Source organism: Kitasatospora sp. NPDC088548 (assembly GCF_044753005.1).
Lineage (GTDB): Bacteria > Actinomycetota > Actinomycetes > Streptomycetales > Streptomycetaceae > Kitasatospora.
In genome coordinates, this window is record NZ_JBIVMI010000017.1 from 117,059 (window position 1) to 140,215 (window position 23,157).

The 23,157-nt window shown below is 74.5% G+C and carries 16 protein-coding genes; 8 read left to right on the forward strand and 8 right to left on the reverse strand.

All coding sequences use genetic code 11. The features are described from left to right. Positions 1 to 3: 3 nt before the first annotated feature. Positions 4 to 210, forward strand: coding sequence for a hypothetical protein (locus tag ACIP82_RS22170; RefSeq protein WP_363609941.1), 207 nt, complete (start codon positions 4 to 6; stop codon positions 208 to 210). Here ACIP82_RS22170 and ACIP82_RS22175 read toward each other — a convergent pair. After that, positions 207 to 1,001: a TetR/AcrR family transcriptional regulator gene (locus tag ACIP82_RS22175; protein WP_400655427.1), complete on the reverse strand. Its 795-nt coding sequence runs from the start codon at positions 999 to 1,001 to the stop codon at positions 207 to 209. The two genes, ACIP82_RS22170 and ACIP82_RS22175, sit on opposite strands and share 4 nt — an antisense overlap. A gap of 96 nt (positions 1,002 to 1,097) precedes the next feature. On the opposite strand from ACIP82_RS22175, the gene ACIP82_RS22180 reads away from it, so the two are divergent. Continuing rightward, entirely contained in the window at positions 1,098 to 1,997 is a 900-nt protein-coding gene (locus tag ACIP82_RS22180; RefSeq protein ID WP_400655429.1) for a siderophore-interacting protein, read from the forward strand. A gap of 64 nt (positions 1,998 to 2,061) precedes the next feature. On the opposite strand, the gene ACIP82_RS22185 is transcribed toward ACIP82_RS22180, so the two are convergent. Together ACIP82_RS22185 and ACIP82_RS22190 are read right to left on the reverse strand one after the other, a co-directional pair. Further along, positions 2,062 to 2,892: a hypothetical protein gene (locus tag ACIP82_RS22185; protein WP_400655431.1), complete on the reverse strand. Its 831-nt coding sequence runs from the start codon at positions 2,890 to 2,892 to the stop codon at positions 2,062 to 2,064. Next, positions 2,889 to 3,422 (reverse strand): SigE family RNA polymerase sigma factor, encoded by a 534-nt coding sequence (locus tag ACIP82_RS22190; RefSeq protein ID WP_400655433.1) that lies wholly within the window; start codon positions 3,420 to 3,422, stop codon positions 2,889 to 2,891. The genes ACIP82_RS22185 and ACIP82_RS22190 overlap by 4 nt, the downstream gene beginning before the upstream one ends. A gap of 197 nt (positions 3,423 to 3,619) precedes the next feature. On the opposite strand from ACIP82_RS22190, the gene ACIP82_RS22195 reads away from it, so the two are divergent. Together ACIP82_RS22195 and ACIP82_RS22200 are read left to right on the forward strand one after the other, a co-directional pair. Further along, positions 3,620 to 7,045, forward strand: coding sequence for a S8 family serine peptidase (locus ACIP82_RS22195; protein WP_400655435.1), 3,426 nt, complete (start codon positions 3,620 to 3,622; stop codon positions 7,043 to 7,045). A 143-nt stretch (positions 7,046 to 7,188) separates the two neighbouring features. Further along, the gene (locus tag ACIP82_RS22200; protein WP_400655437.1) at positions 7,189 to 8,166 is read left to right on the forward strand and encodes an alpha/beta fold hydrolase; all 978 of its coding nucleotides are present in this window, start codon (positions 7,189 to 7,191) and stop codon (positions 8,164 to 8,166) included. 34 nt (positions 8,167 to 8,200) lie between these two features. On the opposite strand, the gene ACIP82_RS22205 is transcribed toward ACIP82_RS22200, so the two are convergent. The 3 genes from ACIP82_RS22205 to ACIP82_RS22215 all read right to left on the reverse strand — a co-directional run bounded on the left by ACIP82_RS22205 (position 8,201) and on the right by ACIP82_RS22215 (position 11,650). Continuing rightward, positions 8,201 to 9,649 carry a VWA domain-containing protein gene (locus ACIP82_RS22205; RefSeq protein WP_400655439.1) on the reverse strand — a complete coding sequence of 483 codons (1,449 nt, stop codon included), beginning with the start codon at positions 9,647 to 9,649 and terminating at the stop codon, positions 8,201 to 8,203. Next, the gene (locus tag ACIP82_RS22210) at positions 9,646 to 10,518 is read right to left on the reverse strand and encodes a MoxR family ATPase (protein WP_363615170.1); all 873 of its coding nucleotides are present in this window, start codon (positions 10,516 to 10,518) and stop codon (positions 9,646 to 9,648) included. The genes ACIP82_RS22205 and ACIP82_RS22210 overlap by 4 nt, the downstream gene beginning before the upstream one ends. 451 nt (positions 10,519 to 10,969) lie before the next feature. Next, a complete protein-coding gene (locus ACIP82_RS22215) occupies positions 10,970 to 11,650 on the reverse strand; it encodes a Tat pathway signal sequence domain protein (RefSeq protein ID WP_363612028.1) in 681 nt (226 codons plus the stop codon). Between the two features lie 452 nt (positions 11,651 to 12,102). On the opposite strand from ACIP82_RS22215, the gene ACIP82_RS22220 reads away from it, so the two are divergent. The 4 genes from ACIP82_RS22220 (at position 12,103) to ACIP82_RS22235 (ending at position 15,928) form a co-directional block, all read left to right on the forward strand. Next, positions 12,103 to 12,858, forward strand: coding sequence for a TetR/AcrR family transcriptional regulator (locus ACIP82_RS22220; RefSeq protein ID WP_400655441.1), 756 nt, complete (start codon positions 12,103 to 12,105; stop codon positions 12,856 to 12,858). Positions 12,859 to 12,996: 138 nt separating this feature from the next. Then, the gene (locus ACIP82_RS22225; RefSeq protein WP_363612032.1) at positions 12,997 to 13,656 is read left to right on the forward strand and encodes a DUF6230 family protein; all 660 of its coding nucleotides are present in this window, start codon (positions 12,997 to 12,999) and stop codon (positions 13,654 to 13,656) included. Between the two features lie 164 nt (positions 13,657 to 13,820). Continuing rightward, positions 13,821 to 14,288, forward strand: coding sequence for a DUF6114 domain-containing protein (locus ACIP82_RS22230; protein ID WP_400655538.1), 468 nt, complete (start codon positions 13,821 to 13,823; stop codon positions 14,286 to 14,288). A gap of 347 nt (positions 14,289 to 14,635) precedes the next feature. Further along, positions 14,636 to 15,928: a globin domain-containing protein gene (locus ACIP82_RS22235; RefSeq protein WP_400655444.1), complete on the forward strand. Its 1,293-nt coding sequence runs from the start codon at positions 14,636 to 14,638 to the stop codon at positions 15,926 to 15,928. Positions 15,929 to 15,967: 39 nt separating this feature from the next. Here the strand turns inward: ACIP82_RS22235 and ACIP82_RS22240 are convergent, their stop codons facing one another. Both ACIP82_RS22240 and ACIP82_RS22245 read right to left on the reverse strand, forming a co-directional pair. Next, positions 15,968 to 17,416, reverse strand: coding sequence for a selenium-binding protein SBP56-related protein (locus ACIP82_RS22240; RefSeq protein ID WP_363612036.1), 1,449 nt, complete (start codon positions 17,414 to 17,416; stop codon positions 15,968 to 15,970). 1,968 nt (positions 17,417 to 19,384) lie between these two features. Next, on the reverse strand, positions 19,385 to 23,020 hold the full coding sequence (locus ACIP82_RS22245; RefSeq protein WP_400655447.1) for a LamG-like jellyroll fold domain-containing protein: 3,636 nt from the start codon (positions 23,018 to 23,020) through the stop codon (positions 19,385 to 19,387). Positions 23,021 to 23,157 lie beyond the last annotated feature (137 nt).

The following is a 23,157-nucleotide window of genomic DNA, read 5'->3' on the forward strand; positions in this document are numbered from 1 at the left end:
GGCATGAAGAATCTGCTCGGTTTCGTGAGCTTCGCCCTCGTCGTCGGAGGGATCAGCGGCCTGTTCTCCGACCACCTCGGGGGCTTCCGCCTCTTCGGCTTCGTCCGCTACCTGGTCCCGGGCGGTCACGAGACCGCCGGGTACGCCGTGCTGGTGGTGCTGGGCACCGCCCTGGCCGTCGTCACCGGGCGGATCGGCCGGGCACGCTAGCGTCCGTCCGGCCGGGTGACCGCGGTCTCGACCCCGTCCAGCAGGACGGCGAGGCCGGTGCGGAAGCTCTCCCTGGTCTGGCCCTCCAGGTAGCCGCCGTCCTCCGCCGCGGGGGCGGCGGCGCCGCTCTCCAGGGCGGTCAGCAAGGGGAAGCGATCGGCGAAGTCCGGTGCGAGTTCGGCGAGTTGGGTGGACCGGGCGGACCACCACTCCTCGTCGGGCACCCCGGTGGCGGAGGCGGCCGCGCGGGTGCCGGCGGCGACCTGCGCCATCCCGCGCACGAACTGCCAGAGCGTGCTGACCACGCCTCGCAGCAGCCGGGGCTCCAGGCCCGTCCCGTGCAGGATCCGCAGCACCGTCTCCATCGCGCCCAGTTCGGACGGGCCGAGCACCGGGCGGGCCTGCGAGACCTGGAGCATCCAGGGGTGGCGCAGACAGCAGGCGAAGAGGTCCTCGGCCCAGGTGGTGAGGGCGGGCCGCCAGCCGGCGGCGAGGTCGTAGTCGGTGGGCAGTTCGGCCAGTGCCCGGTCGTGCATCAGATCGACCAGTTCGGCCTTCCCCGGCACGTAGGTGTACAGGGCCATGGCGGTGCGGCCCAGCCGCTCGCCGACCGCGCGCATCGACAGCGCGCCCATCCCCTCGGCGTCGGCCACCGCGAGGCCGGCCGTCACGATCGCGTCCACGCTCAGGCCGGGCTTGGGGCCGCTGCGCCCGGTGCGGGGCCGGTCCGGCGCGCGCCAGAGCAGGGACATCGAGCGGCGGGCGTCGCCCTGTCCGGCGAAGACGACCACGGTGGCAACTCCTTATGCCGTAAAGTATCCTCGGTCGAGGTAACTCCTTATGGCGTAAGGTTATCAGTCGGTGGAACGGAACCGGAGGGTTCGACAGTGCTACTGCCCGTCACGTTCATCCAGGTCACCCAGGTCGAGCGGCTCACTCCGCGGATGGCCCGGGTCACCTTCGAGGCCGAGACCCTCGACGAGACCGTCGGCCGGCTGCCGGACCAGCAGGTGAAACTCTGCTTCCCCCGGGAGGGCCAGGCCGAGCCCGTCCTCCCGGCACGGAGCGAGGACCCGATGGGCTGGTACCGGGCCTGTCTCGCGGTCCCCGAGGCCGAGCGGCCCTGGCTGCGCAGCTTCACCGTCCGCCGCCGCCGGCCCGGTACCAGGCTGCTGGAGATCGACTTCGTCCTGCACGGGGACAGCGGGCCGGCTTCCGGCCCGGACAGCGGTCCTGACGGCGGCCCGGCCGCCGCCTGGGCGCGCCGCGCCCGGCCCGGGGACCGGCTCGGCATGGTCGGGCCGTCCGAGCTCTACGCCCGGCCCGTCCCGCTCGCCACCGCCGTCGCCGAGGCCGACTGGGTACTGCTCGCCGGGGACGAGACGGCGCTGCCCGCGATCGGCACCCTGCTGGAGGCCCTGCCCCCGGGCACCGGGGCGGTCGCGTTCATCGAGGTCGCGGAGGAGGCCGAGCGGCAGCGGCTGGACAGCCGGGCCGACCTCACCGTCCACTGGCTGCACCGCGACGGCGCCGCCCCCGGCGGACCGCTGACCGCCGCCGTCCGGGCCGCCGACCTGCCCGGCGGCACACCGTTCGCCTGGCTGGCGGGGGAGGCCGCCGCCGTCCGCGCGCTCCGCCGCCATCTGGTGGAGGAGCGCGGGCTGGCCAGGCCGTCCGTCGAGTTCGCCGGGTACTGGCGGCACCGGCTCACCCAGGACGACGCGCCCACCGAGGAGGACCTGGCCGACGCCCGGGAGAAGCTCGCCCAGGCCGCGCGGGACCAGTAGCGGCGGCGACGGCCGGACCGGCAGGGCCGGGGTGTCCGGGCGCGGGCCCGGACACCCCGACCGCTCAGAACCGCCAGGCGGGATCGTTGGCGATCGCCAGCAGGGCGGCGGTCTCCAGGGCGGCCTCCGGGCGGGCGGTCCACTGCTGCAGGGTGACCGTCCGGCCGTCGGCGCGCTGCACCCGGACGTACTGCGAGCCGCGGCCGTCCTGCGGGAAGGTCAGCGTGACCGTCTCCGCCCGGGCGCCGTCGGCGAGTTCGACCACCTGGCAGTCGTTCGTCGGCACCACGTCCGCCGGGGCGGGCACGCCGGGCCGGGCGGTGACCTTCGGCAGGGCGATCCGGGCGCAGAACGGGACCTTCGGCGCGTCGGCGGTGCGGTCGGCGCCGCCGATGAACTCCACCGGGCCGGTGCCGCCGTCCCAGTCCACCCGGAAGGTCCGGCCGGGGATGTCGCCCTCGCGCACGGTGGTGGCACCGGACGGGAGCAGCCCGGCCAGTGCGTCGCCGAGCTGCCGGCTGGTCCAGTCGGTGGGGCGGCCGGTGCCCGGGCCGAAGGAGTCCGGGCGCAGCGTCTGCGGGGCGTCGCCGGCCGAGCCGGCCAGGACCAGCGGCCCGGCCAGCGGGTCGGCGGCGGCCACGGCGGCCGGGCCCGGTGTGCCCGGGGCGGCGGGCGCCCCACCGGTGCCGGGGGTGGCCACCACCAGCGCGGTCAGCGCGGCGGTGGCCGCCACCCCGGCGCCGGCGCGGGCGAGGCGGCGCCGCGTGCCCCGGCGGCGGCCGGCCGCGACCGCCGCGCCGACCGTGTCGGCGCGCAGCGGCGGTTCGGCGCCGAGCCCGGCCGCCAGCAGGGTCCGGACCTCGTCGTGCTCGTTCAGGGCGTCGTCGATTCTCACAGGGCTTCCTTCAGTGGGGTGGGGGTGGTGGCGAGCTCGCCGAACGGGTCGGTCTCGCCGAGCAGTTCGCGCAGCCGGACGAGGGCCCGGGCGCTGTGGCTCTTGACGGTGCCGGCGGTGCAGCCGAGTGCCTTGGCGGTGGCCGCGATGTCCAGGTCCGCCCAGAACCGCAGCACCACCACCGCGCGCTGACGCGGCGGCAGGGCGGCCAGGGCGGCCCGGATCTGGAGGCCGAGCGAGGGGTCCGTCCCCGGGCCGGCCCGGTCGGGCAGCTCGGGGGTCGGGTCCTCGCGCCGCCAGCGGCGCCGGGTGTGGTCGATGCAGGCCCGGGTCAGCACCCGGTGGGCGTAGGCCTCCAGGTTGTCGATCCGGTGCCGCTTTCCCCACACGGCGTACAGCTTGGCCAGCGCCGTCTGCGTGATGTCCTCGGCGTGGTGCCAGTCACCGCACATCAGGTACGCGGTCCGCCGCAGGTGCGGCAACCGGTCCTCGGCGAAGCCGCGGAATTCCTCCAGGTCTGCGGTACGCACAGCGCACGCCCTCCGTTCGTCTCTGATCACTCCGACGGAGCCGGCCACCCCGGGGGATGACACCGGACCACGAAAATCTTTTCGGATTTTTTCTGCCGCCCCAGGACATCCTCCGGCCCCGGCACTTCCGTCGATCCCTCGGCAGGACCAGTGAGCGGCACCCGAACCGAGGGCGCCGCCCGACCGAGAGGATATGAATGCAAGGCATACGGACGGCGGGCCGGTGGACGGCCGCCGTACTGGGCGCGGTGCTGGCCGCCACGGCGGTCACCCCGGCCGCCTCGGCGGCACCCGCACCGGCCGGGGAGCACCCGGGCACCGCACCGGGCCGCCTGGTGCACGTCACCCTGATCACCGGCGACCGGGTCACCGCCCGGATCGGCGCCGACGGCACGGTGACGGTCGTCGCCGTCAAGCCCGGCACCGGCCGCGAGGAACTGACCTTCAGCCAGGAGCCCGGCCCCTTCGGCACGCTCGGGCTCATCCCGCAGGACGCCGCCGAGCCGCTGCGCGCGGGCCGCCTCGACCCCCGGCTGTTCGACATCGCCGGGCTGGTCGCCCAGGGCTACGACGACGAGCACAGCCCCGACCTGCCGCTGATCGTCGGCTACGACACGGCGGGCGGAAAGAGCCTCGCCCCCGCCGCCCCGCCCGCGGGCACCAAGGCGGTCCGCGCGCTGGACAGCGTGCACGGCAGCGCGCTGCGCGCGGAGAAGAGCCGGACCGGCGAACTCTGGCGACAGCTCGGCCAGTCCACCAGCGGCCGGTCCATCACCGGGTCGGCCCCCGGCGGAGTGCACAAGGTCTGGCTGGACGGCAAGGTCGGCGCCGCGCTCGACCGCTCCACCGCGCAGATCGGCGCCCCGCAGGCCTGGCAGTCCGGCTGGACCGGAAAGGGCGTCAAGGTCGCCGTGCTGGACACCGGCATCGACGCGGGCCACCCCGACCTCGCCGGCTCGGTCGGCGAGACCTCCGACTTCACCGGACAGCCCTCGGGCGTCGCCGACGGCGACGGGCACGGCACCCACGTCGCCTCGATCGTCGCGGGCGACGGCGCCGCCTCCGACGGCCGCTTCAAGGGCGTCGCCCCCGACGCCGAACTGCTCGTCGGCAAGGTCCTCGACGACGAGGGCCACGGCCAGGAGTCCTGGGTGCTCCAGGGCATGGAGTGGGCCGCCGCCCGCGCGCCGATCGTCAACGTCAGCCTCACCGGCCCGCCCACCGACGGCACCGACCCGATGGCCCAGGCCGTCAACACCCTCTCCGCCCGCTACGGCACCCTGTTCGTCGCCGCCGCCGGCAACAGCGGCAGGGCCGGCACCGTCGGCACCCCCGGCTCGGCCGACGCCGCGCTCACCGTCGGCGCCGTCGACCGCGACGGCACCCTCGCCGGCATCTCCAGTCAGGGCCCGCGCACCGGCGACCACGCCGTCAAGCCGGACCTCACCGCGCCCGGCACGGGCATCGTCGCCGCCCGGGCGGCCGGCACCGACGGCCAGAGCCCGGTCAGCGACCGCTACACCGCCATCTCCGGCACCTCGATGGCCGCCCCGCACGTCGCGGGCGCCGCCGCGCTGCTCGCCCAGCAGCACCCGGACTGGAAGGGCCCACAGCTCAAGGCCGCCCTCACCTCCTCCGCCCGGCCGGCCGCCGGCCAGAGCGCCTACCAGCAGGGCGCCGGACTGACCGACCTCGCCCGCGCCACCGGCCAGAGCGTGTACGCGACCGCCGACGGCACCGGGATCCACTTCGACGGCCCACCCGCGGGCCCGGCCGTGACCCGCACCGTCACCTACCACAACCCCGGCCAGGCGCCGGTCACCCTCGACCTGGCCGCCGCCGTCACCGACCGCGCCGGTGCCGCGGGCCCGGCCGGGGCGTTCACCGTCACGCCCGCCCGGCTGACCGTCCCGGCCGGCGGCACCGCCGAGGCCACCGTCACCGTCGACCCGGGCCGCGTCCCGGCCGGCGCCTCGCTCACCGGGCGGCTGGCCGGCACCGCCCCCGGCGGCATCGCCGTCGGCACCGCGTACGCGGTGAGCCGGGAGGCCGTCCGGCACACCGTCACCGTCCAGGCCGTCGACCGCAACGGCGCACCCGTCGGCCCCGGCGACCGGGAGAACGGCGCCTCCCAGGTCCGGCTGCTGGACCTCGACACCCACGAGTCGTACGGCCTGACCTTCGACAACGGCACCGCCACCGCCACCGTCCCCGAGGGCCGCTACAACCTGGGCGGCAAGCTGGTCACCCCCGGCGCCGACGGCGTCAAGCCGACCAGCACCATGTTCCTCCAGCCCGAGATCGAGCTGCGCCGCGACGGCCTGCTCACGCTGGACGCCCGCCAGGGACGCCAGATCACCGTCGCCGTGCCGGACCGGCGCGCCACGCCGTACTCGCTCTCGGCCGGCTACTGCTACCGGGCCGTCAAGGACGGCGACTGCACGGACGTCGCCCTGATGATCGCCCGGCCCGGCAACCTGTACGTCATCCCCGGCGGCCGGATCACGACCGGGACGCTCGACTTCTCCGTCCAGAGCATCCAGCACGGCCCGGCGACCGGCACCGGACCGCTGCCCGACCGCTACGACCTGCTGCTGCACACCACCGGACCGCTGCCCGACCCCGCCTTCACGGTCGGCCGCGGCGACCTCGCCAGCCTGAAGACCGTCTACTACGCGTCGGCGCCCGGCACCGCCGGCAGCCTGAGCAGCTACGCCGAGGCGGGCGGGATCGGCGGACTCTCCATCGTCGAACCCGACTTCGCCCTGCCCGCGGCCCGCACCGAGTACGTCACCGTCCGCGACCAGCGGCGCGAGACGTCCTTCGGCCAGCGGACCGGCCCCGGTGGCGAGTACTACCCGTCGGCCGTCACCCAGAGCGGCACCGTGCTCTGCGCGGCCGGTGCCACCTGCGTCGAGCGGTGGAACGCCGCCGTGACCGGCCCCGGCCTCGCCCCCGTCAAGAACGGCGCGCCCGCCGTCGCCCGCGGCAGCGACGGCACCCTCACCGTCTTCCCGCAGCTGTTCACCGACGCCGCCCCGGGCCACTACGGCTCCCCGCTGCCCGACCTGCTGGACGACACCGTCCACCTCGAACTGGAGCGGGACGGCAAGCGGATCGGCGCGAGCGACCAGCCGGCCGCCGACTTCGCCCTCCCGGCCGCCGACTCCGCCTACCGGCTGACCGCCAGGGGAACCCGGGCCGAGCCCTGGGCGCTCTCCGGCACCGTCGAGGCGGTCTGGACGTTCCGCTCCGCCGCCGTCGCCCCCGGACCGGGCGGCGCCCCGCGCACCGCCCCGCTGCCGATCGGCGTCGTCCGCTTCAACGCCCCCGTCAACGCCGAGAACCAGGCGCCGCGGGACCGGCACACCCTCACCGCCAAGGTCGAACGGCAGGCCGGCGCGCCCGCCGCCAGGACCAAGCGCCTCACCGTCCAGGTCTCCTTCGACGACGGCGCCGGCTGGCAGGACGCCCCGGTCACCACCACCGACGGCGTCCACCGGATCACCGTCACCCCGCCCGCCGGGGCCGGCCCCTTCGTCTCGCTGAGGACGGCCGCCGAGGACGCCGACGGCGGCACGGTCCAGCAGACCGTGCTGCGCGCCTACCGGCTGAAGCCGTGACAGCCGCCCCGCCGTCCGGCCGCACCCGGCCGGCCGGACGGCGGGGCGCCCCGGGCCCGGGGATTCCCGGGCGACGCCGCTGGGCAGGGTCGTCAGCGAACGGCCGGACGGGGTCCGGCCCGGTGACGACCTGAGGAGCGGGTGTGGACAACGCGGTCGAACACAGCCACGTCGAGGTGAACGGTGTCAGGCTCCACATCGCCGAGCAGGGCGAGGGACCACTGGTCCTGCTGCTGCACGGGTTCCCGGAGAGCTGGTACTCCTGGCGGCACCAGTTCGCCCCGCTCGCCGCGGCCGGCTACCGGGTCGTCGCCCCTGACCAGCGCGGCTACGCCCGCAGCGAGCAGCCGGCCGATGCCGACGCCTACACCCTGCTCCACCTGGTCGGCGACGTCACCGCCCTGATCCACGCGCTCGGCGAGGAGCGGGCGGTGGTGGTCGGCCACGACTGGGGCGCACCCGTCGCCTGGACCACCGCGCTGCTCCGCCCCGACCTGGTGCGCGGCGTGGCCGGCCTGAGCGTGCCACCGCTGCTGCCCGGCGGGCTGCCCCCGCTGCGCCAGGCCCGGGAGAACTACGGCGAGGGCTTCTACCAGATCTACTTCCAGCAGCCGGGCGTCGCCGACGCCGAACTCGCCGAGGACGTGCGGTCCACCTTCCGCCGCATCCTGGGCAGGGGCTCCGGAGGCGGCTCCGGCCGGCCGCGCCCCTGGGTCGTCCCGGCCGGGCAGCGGCTGCTGGACACCGTCCCCGAGCCGGAGCACCTGCCCGACTGGCTGACCAAGGACGACATCGAGGCCTTCGCGGCCGACTACGCCGGGCACGGCGGAGACGCCTTCACCGGCCCGCTCAACTGGTACCGCAACATCGACCGCAACAACGAGCTGCTCGCGCCCTTCGGCGGCCTCGCCATCACCGTGCCCGCCCTGTACGTGGTCGGTGAGCAGGACATGGTGAACGCGCTGGTCGGACCGGACCGGATGCGGACGGCCCTGGAGCGCTTCGCGCCCCGGCTGCACCGGCACGTCACCCTGCCGGGCACCGGCCACTGGACGCAGCAGGAGCGGCCGGCCGAGGTCACCGCCGCGCTGCTGGACTTCCTGGGGCAACTGGACGGCTGAACCGGACGCGCCCGGCGGCTGCCGTGACCAGGCGTCAGACCGGCAGCAGCCGGGCGATCAGCTCGCCCAGCCGGCGGGCGTTGCGGCAGGAGTGCATCTCCACCACCTCCGCGTAGGCCGGTGCGGCGGAGTCGCCCGCCCCCCAGAGCGAGGGCTGCTCCGGGTTGAGCCAGTACACCCGTCGGGCCCGCCCGGCGATCCGGCGCAGCGCGGGCAGGTTGGGGTCGCGGTGGTTGTTCCGCGCGTCGCCGAGGATCAGTACGCCGGTGCGCGGGCCGACCGCGTCCAGGTGGTGCTCGGCGAACTCGCCCAGGGCGGAGCCGTAGTCGCTGTTGCCGTGGTGGCCCATCACCTTCGTCTCGGTGAGGATGCGCCGGGCCAGCAGCGCCGGATCGCCGTCGCCGCCGGAGAGCAGACCGGTCACCTCGGCGGTGCGGTTGACGAAGGCGAACACCCGGACCCTGCTGAACTGGTCGCTCATCGCCCGCACCAGCAGCATGGTGAAGTCGGCGAACCCGGCGACCGAACCGGAGACGTCGCAGAGCAGCACCAGCTCCGGACGGGCCGGCCTGCGCACCCGGTAGGCCGGGCGCAGCGGCACCCCGCCGGTGCCGAGCGAGCGGCGCAGGGTGCGGCGCAGGTCGATCCGCCCCCGGGCCGCCCGGCGGCGCCGGGCGGCCAGCCGGGTGGCCAGCTTGCGGGCCAACGGCTGTACGGTGCGGCGCAGTTCGGCGAGCTGGTCGCGGCCGGCGGCGAGGAAGTCGATCCGGTCGGCGCTGGGTGCGACGGCGCGCTCGGCGATCCGCTCGGCGCCGCGCAGCTCGGCCACCCGGCGACGGGCCTCGGTGCCGACCAGGGCGCGGAAGTCCTGGACGCGGCGGCGGACCTCGTCGGCGAGGAGACGGTCGGAGAAGTCCGGGGCGGTGCCGTCGCGCAGGGCCGCCAGGACGCGGGCGAGCAGGGTCTCCGGCGCGAGGCGGCTGAGCGTCTGGTGGGCGGACCAGCCGTCCGAGCCGGGGGTGGCGCCGGTGCCGTACCGGCCGAGCGCGGCCACCGCCTCGCCGGCCAGCCGGGCCTGGGCCGCCCGGTCGTCGGCGGCGAGGGCGGCGGCGAGGCGCTCGCGCAGGCCCTCGCGCACCTCCTGGTACGGGTTTCGGCGTGGGTCCCGCTGTTGGTCCTGCCGCGCTCCGGGGCCCTGCCGCGGGTCGGTCGGCGGGTGGGCCCGGGCGGCCTCCGGTGCGCCGACGCCGAGCGGGAAGAACAGGTCGAAGGTGGCGTCGAACACCGCCCGCTGCCCGGCCGAGCGCAGGAGCGCGGCGGCCAGGCCGGCCCTGGCCTGCTCCCGGTCGTCGAGGCCGAGGACGTCGAGCACCGCCGCCGCGTCGACGGTCTCGGCCGGACCGGTCCGCAGCCCGTGGCCGCGCAGCGCCCGGACGAACGCCGTCAGGCGTGCGGAGGTGTCGCCGGCCGGGGGAGCGCTCACGCCAGGGTGAGTTTCTGCGCGGCCTTCCGTACGTCGTCCTGGTGTTTGAGGATCACCCCGAGGGTGTCCCGGACCATCGCCTCGTCCAGCGTGTCCGCGCCGAGCGCCAGCAGGGTGCGGGCCCAGTCGATGGTCTCGGCCACCGACGGGGCCTTGCGCAGGTCCATCGCCCGCAGCGCTCCGACCACCCGGACCAGCGACTCGGCGAGCGCCGCGTCCAGGCCCGGCACCTTCAGCCGGACGATCCGGCGCTCCAACTCGGCATCCGGGTAGTCGAGGTGGAGGAAGAGGCAGCGGCGGCGCAGCGCCTCGGAGAGCTCGCGGGTGGCGTTGGAGGTGAGCAGGACGAAGGGCCGGCGGCTCGCGGTGACGGTGCCCAGCTCGGGCACGGTGATCTGGAAGTCGCCGAGCACCTCGAGCAGCAGGGCCTCCACCTCGACGTCGGCCTTGTCCATCTCGTCGATCAGCAGCACGGTCGGCTCGTCGCCGCGGATGGCGGTCAGCAGCGGCCGGGGGAGCAGGAACTCCTCGCCGAAGATGTCGCCGCGGGCCTGGTCCCAGCTCTCGTCCCGGCCGGCGGTGATCCGCAGCAACTGCTTGGCGTGGTTCCACTCGTACAGGGCGCGGGCCTCGTCGATGCCTTCGTAGCACTGGAGCCGGACCAGCCGGGCCCGGCCGACTTCGGCCACCGCCTTGGCGAGTTCGGTCTTGCCGACCCCGGCAGGCCCCTCGACGAGCAGCGGCTTGCCCAGGCGGTCGGCCAGGAAGACGGTGGTGGCCACCGCGGTTGAGGCCAGGTAGCCCGTCCGCGCCAGTTTCGCGGCCGTGTCCGCCACCGATTCGAAGAAGCCCGTCCCGTCGCCGCTCATCCGCGCTCCGCTCCCCGTCGGCTTGTTCCTGTGCGCCACCCTACCGGTGAGTCACTTCGCTGTCCGCGCGTCGCGTGGACGACCGGGCTGCCGGCCTCGGCCGCCGTCGGCGGCGGTCTGCTGACCGGCGGGCCCGGAGTGGGGAGGGCCGGTCGTCGAGGTGGGCCGTGACCGTGCGTTCATCGACCAGGTCCGGACCTTCCGACCCGGACGGACGGCGGTGACACGCCGAGCGGGGGGGGGGGGGGGGGGGGGGGCGCCCCCCCCCCCGGGGGGGGGGGGGGGGGGGGGGGGGGGGGGGGGGGCGGGGCGCCGGGGGGGGGGGGGCCGCCCCCGCCCCGGGCCCCCCCCCCCGGGGGCGCCGGGGGGGCCCCCCCCCGGGGGGGGGGGCGCGGCCCCCCCCCCCACGCCGCTCGGTCCGTTTCGGTCCGCTACCGCTTTCCGGGGAGGGTCAGTTGACCCAGATGGGCGGGTTGCCCGGGCGGGAGATGTCGAGGACCTGCCCGTAGGTGGCGGTGAAGTAGCCGGCGGCGAAGCAGGTGCTGGGGCCGGAGTACTTGCTGAAGGCCTGGGAGGCGAAGCCGATGGTGTTACCGGTGTTGTTGGTGGTGCCGGAGAGGCTGCCGGGCGCGCGGTAGACGCAGGTGATGGTGCCGAGGATGGTGTTCAGCACCATGGTGGTCTGGATCGGCGCGGCCGCGCTGGACGGGCTGAGCGTCACGGGGTTGCCCGCGGCATCGCTCACCGAGTTGGTGAACGGCAGGTTGTTGACCGTGATGCTCTGCACGCCGGTGAGGCCGAGCACGTTGGACGTGCAGGAGGCGAAGGTCTGGCTGTTGAGCTGCTCGGTGGCGACGCCCGGCGCGGCCGGGTTGGCGGTGACGGTCGCGGAGAAGGAGGAGCCGGCGCACTTGATGCCGCTCGTCCCGGTCGCGCTGGAGTAGAAGCTGGCGTAGGTGCCGGGGACCAGGTTGGCGCTGAGGACGTCGCCGACGGGGACGTCGGTTCCGGCCGAGCCGGCACCGCCGTAGGTCAGCACGGCGGAGCCGGCGGCCTGGGCGGGGGTGACGGCGGCGGTGGCCAGGGCCACGGCGGCCAGGGCTGCGGTACCGAGGGTGCGGCGGATGCGCATGAGGGTGTGCCTCTCTCCGTGAGGAGCCGGGTGGGGTGCCCGCCGGAACGCGTGGAGGTGCGTGCGGACGTGGGCGGGGGGCGCGCCGACGTGAGCACGACGTGAGCACGGCGGGTGCGGTGCGGGTGTGCGTCGTTCGTGCGCCGGACGGGCGTTGGACGTGCGGCACGGTGGACGGCGACTCGGCGGGCCCGGCGCCACGGGCCCGCCCGTACGGCGAGAAGGTGCTGGCGGTGCAGGAAGGTGCAGGAAGGTGCAGAGAGGTGCGAGGTGGTGCGGGGAGTGCGGTGGGGGTGCACGTCGACGGCTGCCACCGCCGGGTATGCGTTCGCCGTACTGAACAGCCGGAACGCGTGGAGGTTTCCGGCGGCTCGTCGCCGTCCGATTGGAAACCTGCGAGTGTTGTAAACCAGCCCCTGCTTCAATGTCAAGGCAGAGTACAGGAGTTGGCCATGGACCTGAACACCGTCCGGAGCGACGGGACCCCGCTGCTGCCCGGTGCCCGCACCGGGCGTGACCCGGCCCGGTCGATCAAGCGAGGACCGAGCCGGCTGCCGCCGGACGTGGTCGCCGCCACCCAGCGGGAGCGCCTGCTCGACGGCCTGGTCCACACCGTCGCCGAACACGGCTACCAGCGCGCCACGGTGAGCGACATCTGCCGCGCCGCCGGGGTGACCAGGCCGGTCTTCTACGAGCTGTTCAGCGGCAAGGAGGATGCCTTCCTGGCCGCCCACCGGCACGGCACCGGTGTGGTGATCCGGCGGATGGCGGCCGCCTTCGCGGCGGCGCCCGACTGGTGCTCCGGCATCCGTGAGGCGCTGCGCGCGATGCTCTACCTGCTCGCCGGCGTACCGGCGTTCGCCACCATGGCGGTGATCGAGATCGACGCCGTCGGCCCGGCCGGGCGTCGCGAGCGCGACCAACTCCTCACCCGCTTCCGGGCGTTCTTCGTCGAGGTACCCCAACCGCCGGTCGGGGTACCGGTGGAGGCGTTGGTGGATGCGGTGGTCGGCGGTGTCTACAGCGCGCTCCACCGCCGCATCGATGCCGACCGGACGGATGAACTCCCTGATCTGCTACTGGTCTTGAGCCTGTTCTGCCTGGCGACCTTCCTCGGGCCGGCCGAGGCCGCCCGGCGGCTGGCGGTGCCGTCGGCGGACGATGATCCTTCGTGCACCCGTATTGACCCGTCGGATACCGGGCAGTAGCTTCCCAGTTACCCAACTGCGGTCCGTCCGGCCCGCCCCGCTGCCGAGGGGCGTCCGAACCGGTCGGGCCCGCAGAACGCTGTCCGCGCCAGGACAACGTGCCAGTGCCTGCCCATCCCACTCATCGAGGGAGCACACATGGCCACGTCCGAGGACGCAGCCCCCACGCCCGAAACCGCCGGGACGCCCGCCGGGACACCTGCCGGGTCCAGAGGCCGGGTCCGGCTGCGGCGTACGGCCCTGATGGCGGTACCCGCCGTCGTTGCCGGCGCCGTGCTGATGACCCTCACCGCGCAGGGTGTACTCGCCGCCCAGTTCTCCATCTCCGGAATGCCGTTCACCGTCACCGCCGACAGCCTCGACGGTGTGGGCTTCGAACAGTTCGGCAGCCTGGACCACATGATCGACGACAGCCCGAACGCCGGGGACACCGGCGGGCAGGTCCTGGTCGCGGTCTCGGCGATCAAGAACGCCTCGCTCACCAAGCTCTGCCAGAGCGTCGACCTCGGCGGCATCAACCTGCTGATCAAGGCCGGCGACGCGGGCACCCCCGTCACCGCCACCGACCTCACCACCGACTCGGACCTGTTCTCCGGTGACGCGTCGTTCACCAACATCGAGATCGGCGGCGACGCCAGCACCTACACCAAGGCCGGGGTCAAGGGCCTGCCGGGTGTGTTCGGGCAGCAGGCCGACACCGTCACCGTCCACAACCTGCGCCAGCACAACTATGCCACCACCGCAGGGGCGTTCAGGCTGCCCAACCTGCGGCTGAGCTTCAGCTCGGAGGGCTGCTGACGGTGTCCGATCCCGTACCCGACGGCGCGGTGCCCGGTGCGGCCGAGGCCGTCGAGCCGGTGGTTCCGGTGCCTGACGCCGCCGTGCCCGAAGCCGTCGTGCCGAGCGCTGTCGTGCCGAGCGCCACCGTGCCGGGTGTCGCCGGTGCCGAGGCCGTCGAGCCGGTGGCCGTCGAGCCCGGGGCCCCGGCGTCCGCTGGGGCCCCGGCCGGCCGAACGGGCTGGCGTGGCTGGCGGGGCCGGCGGCCGTTCTGGGGCGGTCTGCTGGTGCTGCTGGGCGGCGCCGAGATCCTCTTCACCCTGCGGGCCCCGCTGCCCGTCGTCCTGCACATCGGGATGCAGGGGCTGACCGGCTACCTGGTACCGGCCCTGATGGTGGTCTGCGGCGCGCTGATCCTGTTCAACCCGGCCCAGCGGCTGTTCTACTCGGTCCTCGCCGTGCTGAGCTCGCTGGCCAGCTGGATGACCTCCAACCTGGGCGGCTTCCTGTTCGGCATGCTCATCGGTGTGGTCGGCAGCTGCCTGGCCTTCGGCTGGCTGCCCGACCAGCCCCCGCGCCGCCGCCGGCTTCGGCGCGCCGCGCGCGGCAAGACCGCCGGACCGGCCGAGGTGGGGCCGCCGGCCAGGGCCTGAGCTCCGGCCCCGGCGTCACCCGGCCCCGGCGGGCGACGCGGGCCGGAACCCGACGCGGCGCCCCGCCGCCGGTGATGGGAGAGCACCGGCGGCGGGGCGCCGTACCGGGCGGCGGCCTCCGCCGGCCCGCCCCCAAGGGGCCGTGGGTCCTCACCACGAGCCCCCCGTTGGGCCGGTGGTCCCGGTCTTCCCGGGACCACCGGCCCTTCTCCGGGCGGTGCGGGCGGCCGTTTACTGGACCTGTCAGCCCCAGGGCCCGACCCTGCCCGGAACCGGTCCGGAAGTGGACGGCGAACATGAACATCCGCTTTCCAGAAGGTGTCTGATGAATGGTTAGGCTGCTGGCCATGGAGATCACCAGCACCACCACCGAGTACGACCGGTTGATCGCGCGCCACCACGCCATGCGCCTTCGCCGGCAGATCCTCGCGCCGGCGTCGTCCTTCCAGACCGGGCCGGACCAGTCGGCGCCCGCCGGCCCCACCGGCCACCCGGCCGGACCGCAGGGCGGCTACCCGGACGGCTTCGACGCGGCCGCCGACCAGCGGCTGATCCTGGACACCCTCGGGCTGGTGACCCCGCTCGCCGACCTGATCGACCACCTCTACGCGTTCATGTTCCGGCGCCGGCCCTACCTGCGCTCGCTCTTCCCCGAATCCATGGAGTTCCAGCAGACCCATCTGGAACGGATGTTCAACCACCTGATCGATCACCTCGACCGCCCCGCCCAGCTCGCCGCCACCCTCAGCCAGCTCGGCCGCGACCACCGCAAACTGGGCGTCCGCCCGGTCCACTACGAGGCCTTCGAGGAAGCGTTGTGCCAGGCGATCCGCCACCGCGCCGGCGCCCGGTGGAGCGATGGCCTGGAGGCCGCCTGGATCCGGATGCTGCGCTTCGCCGTCCGGGCGATGGTGGCCGGCGCCGAGTCCGCGCTCACCGAACCCCCGTACTGGCACGCGGTCGTGGTCGGCCACGAACGCCGCCGCCCCGACCTGGCCGTGCTGCGCGTGCGGACCGGCGAGCCCTACCCCTACCGGGCCGGCCAGTACGGCACCGTGGAGCACCCGCGGCTCCCGCACACCTGGCGGCAGTACTCGATGGGCTGCGCCCCGCGCGAGGACAACGAGGTGGAGTTCCACGTCCGCCGCACCGGCCCGGGCGGGGTCAGCGAGGCGCTGGTCGAGCGCACCACCGTCGGCGACGAGCTGCGCCTGGGCCCGCCGCGCGGCACGCTGATGCCCGAGGACGACACCCGCGATCTGCTGCTGGTGGCCGGCGGCACCGGGCTCGCCCCGATGAAGGCGATCGTCGAGGAGCTGGTCGAGCACCGCCCGCGTGGCCGCCGGGTCCATCTGTTCGTCGGCGCCCGGGACCGGGCCGATCTGTACGACTGGCCGGACCTCTCCGAACTGGTCGGCCGCAAGCCCTGGTTGGAGCTGATCCCGGTCGCCGACGGCGGCCCCCGCCCGGGCGGGGGCTCACGGCTCGCCGACGCGGTGAGCCGCAGCGGCGACTGGGCGGACCACCTCGCCTGCGTCAGCGGCCCGGCCGGGATGGTGGACGAGGTCCGCACCCGCCTGGTCGCCGCCGGCCTGCCCGCCGCGCACGTCCACCACGACCCGGTGCTGGGGCGGGTCTGACGCACCCGCGCGGCGAGCCGCCGCGGCGCCGAGGGTTTGTTACCGGTAGCAGTACGAGTCCGAGGAGGCGTCGCCGCCCGCGAGGTGGGTCTGGTGCACCCGCAGGCCCCGGAACTCGTCGCCGTGCGGGAAGAAGCGGTGGTCGACCGAGAGCCCGCCCGCGTCGGTGTCGGCGTCCAGCTTGATGATCCACGGCTCGATGCCGTCCGGGTAGAACTGGTCGTCCCACGAGCCGTACAGCGAGTTGGTGAGGTAGAGCCGCCGTCCGTCCCGGCTGATCTCGACCATCTGCGGCCCGCCGCTCAGCGGGCGTCCGGGCTCGGCCGGGTGCGGCGTCCTGGCCGTCACCCCGCCGAGTCGTACCGAGCCCGCCAGCCGCGGGTGGAACGGGTCCGACACGTCGTACTGGAACAGCTCGCCGGTGCCCCAGGCCGAGACGTACAGCCAGCGGTCGTCCACCGACAGGTTGATGTCGGTCACCAGCGGTGGCACGGCTCCGAAGGGCTGCAGGGCCGGCGGCAGGTCCTCGGCCTTCGCCGGCTCGGCCGGAATGTCGATCACCTTGCGCGCGGTGAACGCCGCGCCGTCCCGGTACCAGAGCCAGACCGAGGAGGAGAGGTCCTCGACGTTGGTTACCACCCCGGCGAACCCCCACTCGGCCTGCGGGTCGTGGGCCGGCCGCAGCTCCAGCACCATCTGGTACTGGTCACCGAGGTCGATCCGCTGGAGGTGGCGCCCCGAGTCCAGCTCCCAGAAGTGCAGCGCGTGCCCGTACTTGCGGCCCAGCAGCAGCTCCGGGACGACCCCGTCCTCGACCATCCACGGGGTTCCCCACTCGCTGGTGATGCCCACGTTGGTCCCCAGGTGCCACCACACGTCGTAGGCGAAGTGCTGCGGCCCGCGCTCCGTCTCCCAGGCGCGCAGCACGTCGAAGGTGGTGTGGTCGAGCAGCGCCACCCCGCCCGGCCCGTCGGAACCGTCCGAGCCGTCCGGGCCGTTCGCGCCCGCCGCCCCGCCGAGGCAGGAGAGGAACACGCCGTCCGGCCCGCAGTGCAGCGTGTGCGGACGCGAGTAGCCCGCTCTGGCCGCCAGCTCCTCGGCCTGGACGGTCTTGACCAGCCGGGGCCGCACCGGGTCCGGCCGGGTGTCCATCACATGCAGCCGGGACGAGCGCAGCCCGGGCAGCAGCAGGTAGCGCCGCTCCGGGTTCTCGTGGCAGGCGTGCGCGAGCGCGCTGGAGCAGGCGTTCCAGCCGAAGTGGTGCAGTTCGTCGCCCAGCCCCGGCAGTTCCGAGAAGTTCAGCACCCGGCCGTAGCTCGGCGAGTCCGGGTCGGTGTCGACGGTGATCAGCGCGTCCGGCCGCTGCGCGGACCGGTCGAACCCGGCGACGTACGCCAGCTTCTCCGGTGGCGCGGCGATCGCCTCGGCGGGGGTGCGGTAGAGGGACGGATCGGTGTGGCCGGCCTGCGGCTCGTGACCGTGTGGCATGCGGACTCCTCAACTCGCCTTGCTGGCACAGGGAGTGACAGTGGTCCGGGTAGCGTTCCACAGGAACACGGGCGCACAGCAGGCGCACGGGGAGCGGGGGAGGGGTGGCGCGACCGGCCGCCGGATTCGGGCGCGGGGCCAGGACGGGCTGCGGGGCCCGCTCGCAGGGGGCGCTCGTACCGGTGTGCGGTCCCGGGGTCCGCGGGGGCGCCCCGGGACCGCACACCGGAGGTGCTCAGCCCTCCACGCCGTAGTACTGCGCGAGGAAGCTGATCACCTCGGCCGCGTGCGGCAGCAGTTCGGGCAGCTGGGCGGCGAGGGCGGCGCGGGTGGCCTCGGCCAGCTCGGGCAGACCGGTGGCGGCGCCCTTCACATACGGGTCCAGACGGCGGACGAGTTCGTAGTTGCTCTCCACGTCCACGTCGCGCATGGCCTTCTCCAGCGCCGGAGCCCCGGCCGGAGGCACCGCGGGCAGCACCCGGCTGACGAAGGTGACCCGGTGCAGCACCCGCCAGCACGGCGGCTTGCGGTCCGACTGGCGGGCCTGGCGCAGCGCCGCCGCGTCGGGGTCGCCGCCGTTCTCCAGCCAGCGCGGGTCGACCACCTTGTGGAAGAAGGTGTCGAAGTGCTCGCTGTCCTCGCCCAGGTAGAAGCTGAGGAAGCGGTAGGCGTCCACCTTGCCGGGGACCTTGACGGGTTGCCCGTCCTGGTCGAAGACGGGCTTGCGGTCCTGGTCGTAGCGCTGGAGGTCGCCGGCGGGGGCGACTTCCACGTTCAGTCCGAAGGAACGGGTGGCCTCCTTGCCGCGGGCCCGGGTGGCGGTCATCCCGCCGCCGACGGAGGCGTCCAGCTGGGCGCCGATGCCGATGCCGGCGATCCGGAAGGAGGTGCCGATCGAGGTGCCGACCGAGCCCGACAGGGAGTAGGAGCCCGCGGTGGTCTCGCTGACCACGTCGGTGGTCTCGGTGGTCTCGGCGAAGAAGCCGCCGGCGGCCGTCCAGACGTAGGTGTTGACCAGGTCCCGGCGGGAGAAGCCCTGGCCGGTGGCGCTGCCCGTGGTCTCCCGCCGCTGGGCCGGGGAGGCGTCGGCGCCGATCGCGCCGCCGAGCACCCGTCCGGCCCGCTGCGCGGTCGGGTCCGGGGCGTGGGTCTCGGTGGAGACGGTGTCGTAGTAGCTGTGCAGGCGCTGCTGGTCGCGCTGGATGCGGCGCTTGAGCGCGTACGCCTCGCGGGGCTTGAAGTAGCTGTACTCGCCCCGCTCACGGGTGCCCTGGTAGTCGGGGTCGGCGACCTTGCCGCGTTCGTTGAAGCCGACGGTGCCGTCCAGGGTGCCCTGCTTGGTGTAGCGGGGGTTGATCGGGAACGGGATGACGTTCCAGTCCCTGGGGATGTCCGGGTTCGGCTGGATGCGGTAGGCCACCAGTGCCCCGCTGTGCGCCAGGCGCAGGGCGAAGACGTCGGCGGTCTGCGACTGGACCACGGCGAAGCCGGTGTTGGCCGGGACGTAGCGGCGGCCGGTGGCGGGGTTGAGGAGCCGGCCCGGGTCCTCCCAGTGGCCGGTGAGCGAGACCTTGGTGGTGCGGGCGGTGTTCTCGCCCTGGGAGACGGAGGTCTCCTCGGCCCAGCTGTTGGAGAACTCCAGGTTGCCGCGCACGCCGGCGGAGACCCCGCCCTTGGCGATGGCCTTGGCGATGCCGAAGCCGAGCGGGGCGGTGATCATCCAGATGTCGACGTCCACCTCGTTGGACAGGGCGAAGCCGAAGGCGGCGTCCACGCTGCGCTCCTTGGCCGACGACAGCGAACGCACCACCTGCTCGGCCTCGGTCAGCTGGACCGAGGAGGCCCCCTCGAAGGTGTCGCTGCCGGGGTCGGTGAGCCCGGCGGTGAGGTTCTCCGAGGGCACCGGCGGCGCGCCCTCCACGTAGCCGACGAGCTGCGGGTCGAACTGGATCTGACTGACCCACTCGCTCACCAGCTCGCCGACCTTGTAACCGGTGACCAGGTGCCAGCGTCCGTCCCGCAGATAGCTGTAGGCGCGCTTGAGGACACCGAACGCCTCGCCGCGGGCGCCGTACTGCATGTCGGCGTACTCGGCCACCGCCGGGGCGGCGGTGACGGTCTCGTGGAACGGGGTGCGCATCCCGGCCAGCGCCGAGCGGACCTGCGCGGTGTCGGTGGAGACCGGCGCGCTGGAGAGGACCGTGCGCGGACGGGTCGCCTCGGCACCGAGGCGCAGGTGGTTGCCGCGCAGGCCGTCGTCGCGGACCTGGGCGACATCCGGTCCGCGCCCGCGCCCAGCCGCAGCGACTTGCTGCCGGTGGGGTGGCTGCCCTCGAAACGGAAGCCGTGGCCGCCGACGGTGACGAAACCGGGGCCGGTGAGCGGGGCGAGGGTGCCCTCGCTGAACTGCACCACGTCGCCGTCGATCCGCAGCACGGTGCCGATCGGCACGGGCTGTTCGGCGGCGCCGTTGACGACGGCGGCGAAGTCCTCGGCCCGCCGGGGCAGGTGGGACCACTGCTCGCTCCGCCCGTCCTGGCTGATGGTCAGGCTGACCTGCGCCGGGTTGTCCCCGGCCCCGACGGTGATCTCCACGGTGGCCAGGTCGGTGGCCGCGTCGCGGGCGGTGAAGGCCACCGCCGTGCCGCCGGAGGTTAGCTGCCGGGAGGAGCGCAGCACCTGGGCGTCGTAGTAGCCGGCGAAGAACTGGCCGTTGGCGCCCCGGAAGTAGAGCACCACGCTGCCGGTGGCGCTGTCCAGCAGGAACGGGCGGTCGGCGCCGCGGGCGAAGGCGAGCAGCGCGCCGGAGCTGCTGAGCCCGGTGCGGTCCACGGCGAGCTGGGGCATCGGGAGGGCGATGTCGTCGGAGCCGCGCACCCCGCCGGTGAGCCGGCCCAGTTCCTCCCGCTTGGCGGCCAGCAGGGCCTGGCGGGCCGGCAGGTCGCGGCGGTGGCGGCCGAGCGCCTCCTGTTTGCCGGCGAGGGTCAGCAGCCGGTTGTCGAGCTCCAGGATCTCCTGGTTCCGCTGGTCGGCGGTGGCTCCGGGCCTGCCGGAGGCGCCGTCCCGCTCCAGGACGACGAGGCCCTCGCCGGAGGCGTTCGCCGTCCCGTAGTCGTACTGCACGATGCGGTCGCCCTGGCTGTCCCGGGCGGCGACCAGCTTCCCGCTGCGGCGGACCACCAGGCCGCGGCCGTTCCAGGTGTCCAGCGCGAAGTGGGTGGCGTCGTTGTCGGCCTCCCGGCGGTACTGGATCAGCGGGGTGTCGTTGTCGGTCTTGCCGCCGGAGAGGTTCATGTCCAGACCGGAGTTGACGTTCCGCAGGAAGTAGCAGGTGACGCCGTTGAGGTTGGTGCCGGTGGGCTCGAAGGTCCACAGCGCGGAGGCGGCCGTCCGGTTGGCGGTGCGGACCAGCGGGGCCGTCGCGTCCCTGCGGTCGCTCTCCACCGCGAGGTACTGGTCCTTGCCGTCCTTGGGCAGCTTGAAGCGCAGCCGGTAGCGCCAGAGGGTGGGATCGTCCTCCTGGCCGGCCCTCAGCGCGGCGCGCCGGCGCTCCAGCTCCGGGATCTCGGCCGTCTCCTGCTGGAGGCGGGCGATCTCCGCCTCGGAGCCGGCCACGTCCCGGACCAGCCGGGCCACCTGGGCGTCCAGGTCGCCGACCGCGTCCACGGTGCCGCTGGACTCGGGGGCGGCGAGCACCGGCAGGGTCAGCTGGTCCGGGATCTCGGCCAGGCGGCCGTCCCGCCCGACGCCCAGGTCGAGGGTGGCGAGGTAGGCCTCGTCGGTGGCCTGGCCGCTCACCGGGTCGGGCCCGCCGGTGGCGCAGGCGAGCAGCACCCGGGCCTGGCGCTTGACGAGCCTGGCCGTGCCGTCGTACCCGGCGGGCGCGGTCTCCTGCTGGTGGTGCAGTACGGCGGAGAGACCGGAGACCACGCGGCGCCCGGTGAGGGCGAAGCTGTCGCGGCGCACCCCGGGGTTCTCGCCGATCGGGGCCTCGGAGGTGATCCAGGCCGGACCGCCGCGCAGGGCGGCGTGCCGGGCGTTGTCGGTCTGGTCGTACAGCTTGTCGCCCCGGCCCTCGTCGAAGCGGTAGTAGACGGCCAGCCCCGGCTCGTTGCCGATCAGGCGGCGGTTGCGGTCGGCGGCGATCTCCTCGCCGCCGCGGGGGCGGTTCCAGACCCGGACCTCGTCCAGCTCGGCGCGGCCGTACGAGCCGAGGGCGCGCCCCAGGGTCAGCGGGCCGAGACCGGCGTACGGCATCTCGGTGGTCCGGCGCCCGAGTTCGACGCCGTCGCGGTAGACGATCTGCCCGCGGGTGGCGCGGACGAAGACGCAGGCCCAGTGGTGCCAGTCGGTGTCGGTGGTGCGCTGAGCGGTGTTCAGGTCGTCGGCGTAGAAGGCGAAGGCGAAGGTGTCGTCCGAGCGGAAGCCGATGTGCAGGCTGCGCAACCGGGCACCGGCGGCGGCGCCGTGCCCGACCAGGAAGTCCTCGCGGCCGCCGGTCGCGGTGCGCCTGGCCCAGAACTCCACCGTGAAGTCGGAGTCGGCGAGCTGGAGGGCGGTGCCCGGAAGCTCGGCCACGTCGTCGGCGCCGTCGAAACGCAGGGCCGTCTCGGCGTGGCCGCTCCCGCTCACCACCGGTACCAGCGGCCGGCCGGTGAACGGGCAGCTGCCGGGGGCGGATTCGTGGACGGCGTCGCGGTAGCGCTCGTCGGGGCTGGTCCAGGCCTGCGAGCCCTGGGTGTTGAACAGGCCGTCGCGGCCGCGCTCGACGCTGAAGCCGTCGATCCGCCCGGTGGCGTCGTTGTGCGCGAAGAGCTGCCAGCGCTCCCGGCCGTGCACCGCGGTGGGCACCAGCAGCGCGGTGAACCGGCCGCCGGAGAGGTTGCGGACGAAGGACAGCTCCTGGGTGGGCTCGTGGAACGCCCGGCCCTCCATGTCCCGGGTGCCGAGGCTGTCCTTGGCGGAGTCGGGACGGCCCTTGTGGCGGCTGCGCCGGTAGCGGACCTCCAGCACCGGCTTCAACTCGCCGCCGGTCAGCACGAAACGGTCGCAGAGCAGGGTGGCATCGACCACCGCGGCCCTGGCCCCGCCGGTGCCGATGAGGTAGTCGCTGCGCGCCGGTTCGGCCGAGGACGAGCTGCCGTCGGCCAGCCGGAAGACCATGTCCTGGTGGTCGGCCCGGACGGACTGGCGCAGGACGTACAGGTGGGTGCCGTCGGAGACGACGTGGAACGGCGCGGCGGCACCGAGCCGGGCCGTGCTGGACAGGAAGGCGTCCAGCTCGTCCTCGTCGAGCCGCTCGGCCCGGTCCGCCTCGACCCGGCCGCCGCGCTTGACGGCGGGCATCCGGACCGCTCCGGCGACGGCGTAGCCGACCCGGGCGATCTCGCCGGGGAAGCGCAGCGGCAGCGGGTTCTCCGACCAGTAGGCCGCGTCGGCCTCCCCGCGCGCCTCGTCGTGCTGCGACAGGTCCAGCACCGTGTAGACGATGCGCCGTTGATCGTCCATCGCGAACGCGACCGTGCTGCCCTGGTGCCGGACGGTCGTCGTGTGCACGTAGGCGCGGTCACTGTAGACCTTCGCCAGATGCTGAATCTCCGTCAAGCCTGCCACCTCACCGATAATCGACCGCAGCACGGCGCCGACAGCCGCATGATCAATACGGAACGTGGTCACGTTTTCACTCGGAGCGATGGCCGGGCAAGATATTTTTCCGTCAGCCCAGGTCGAGATCTCCCGCG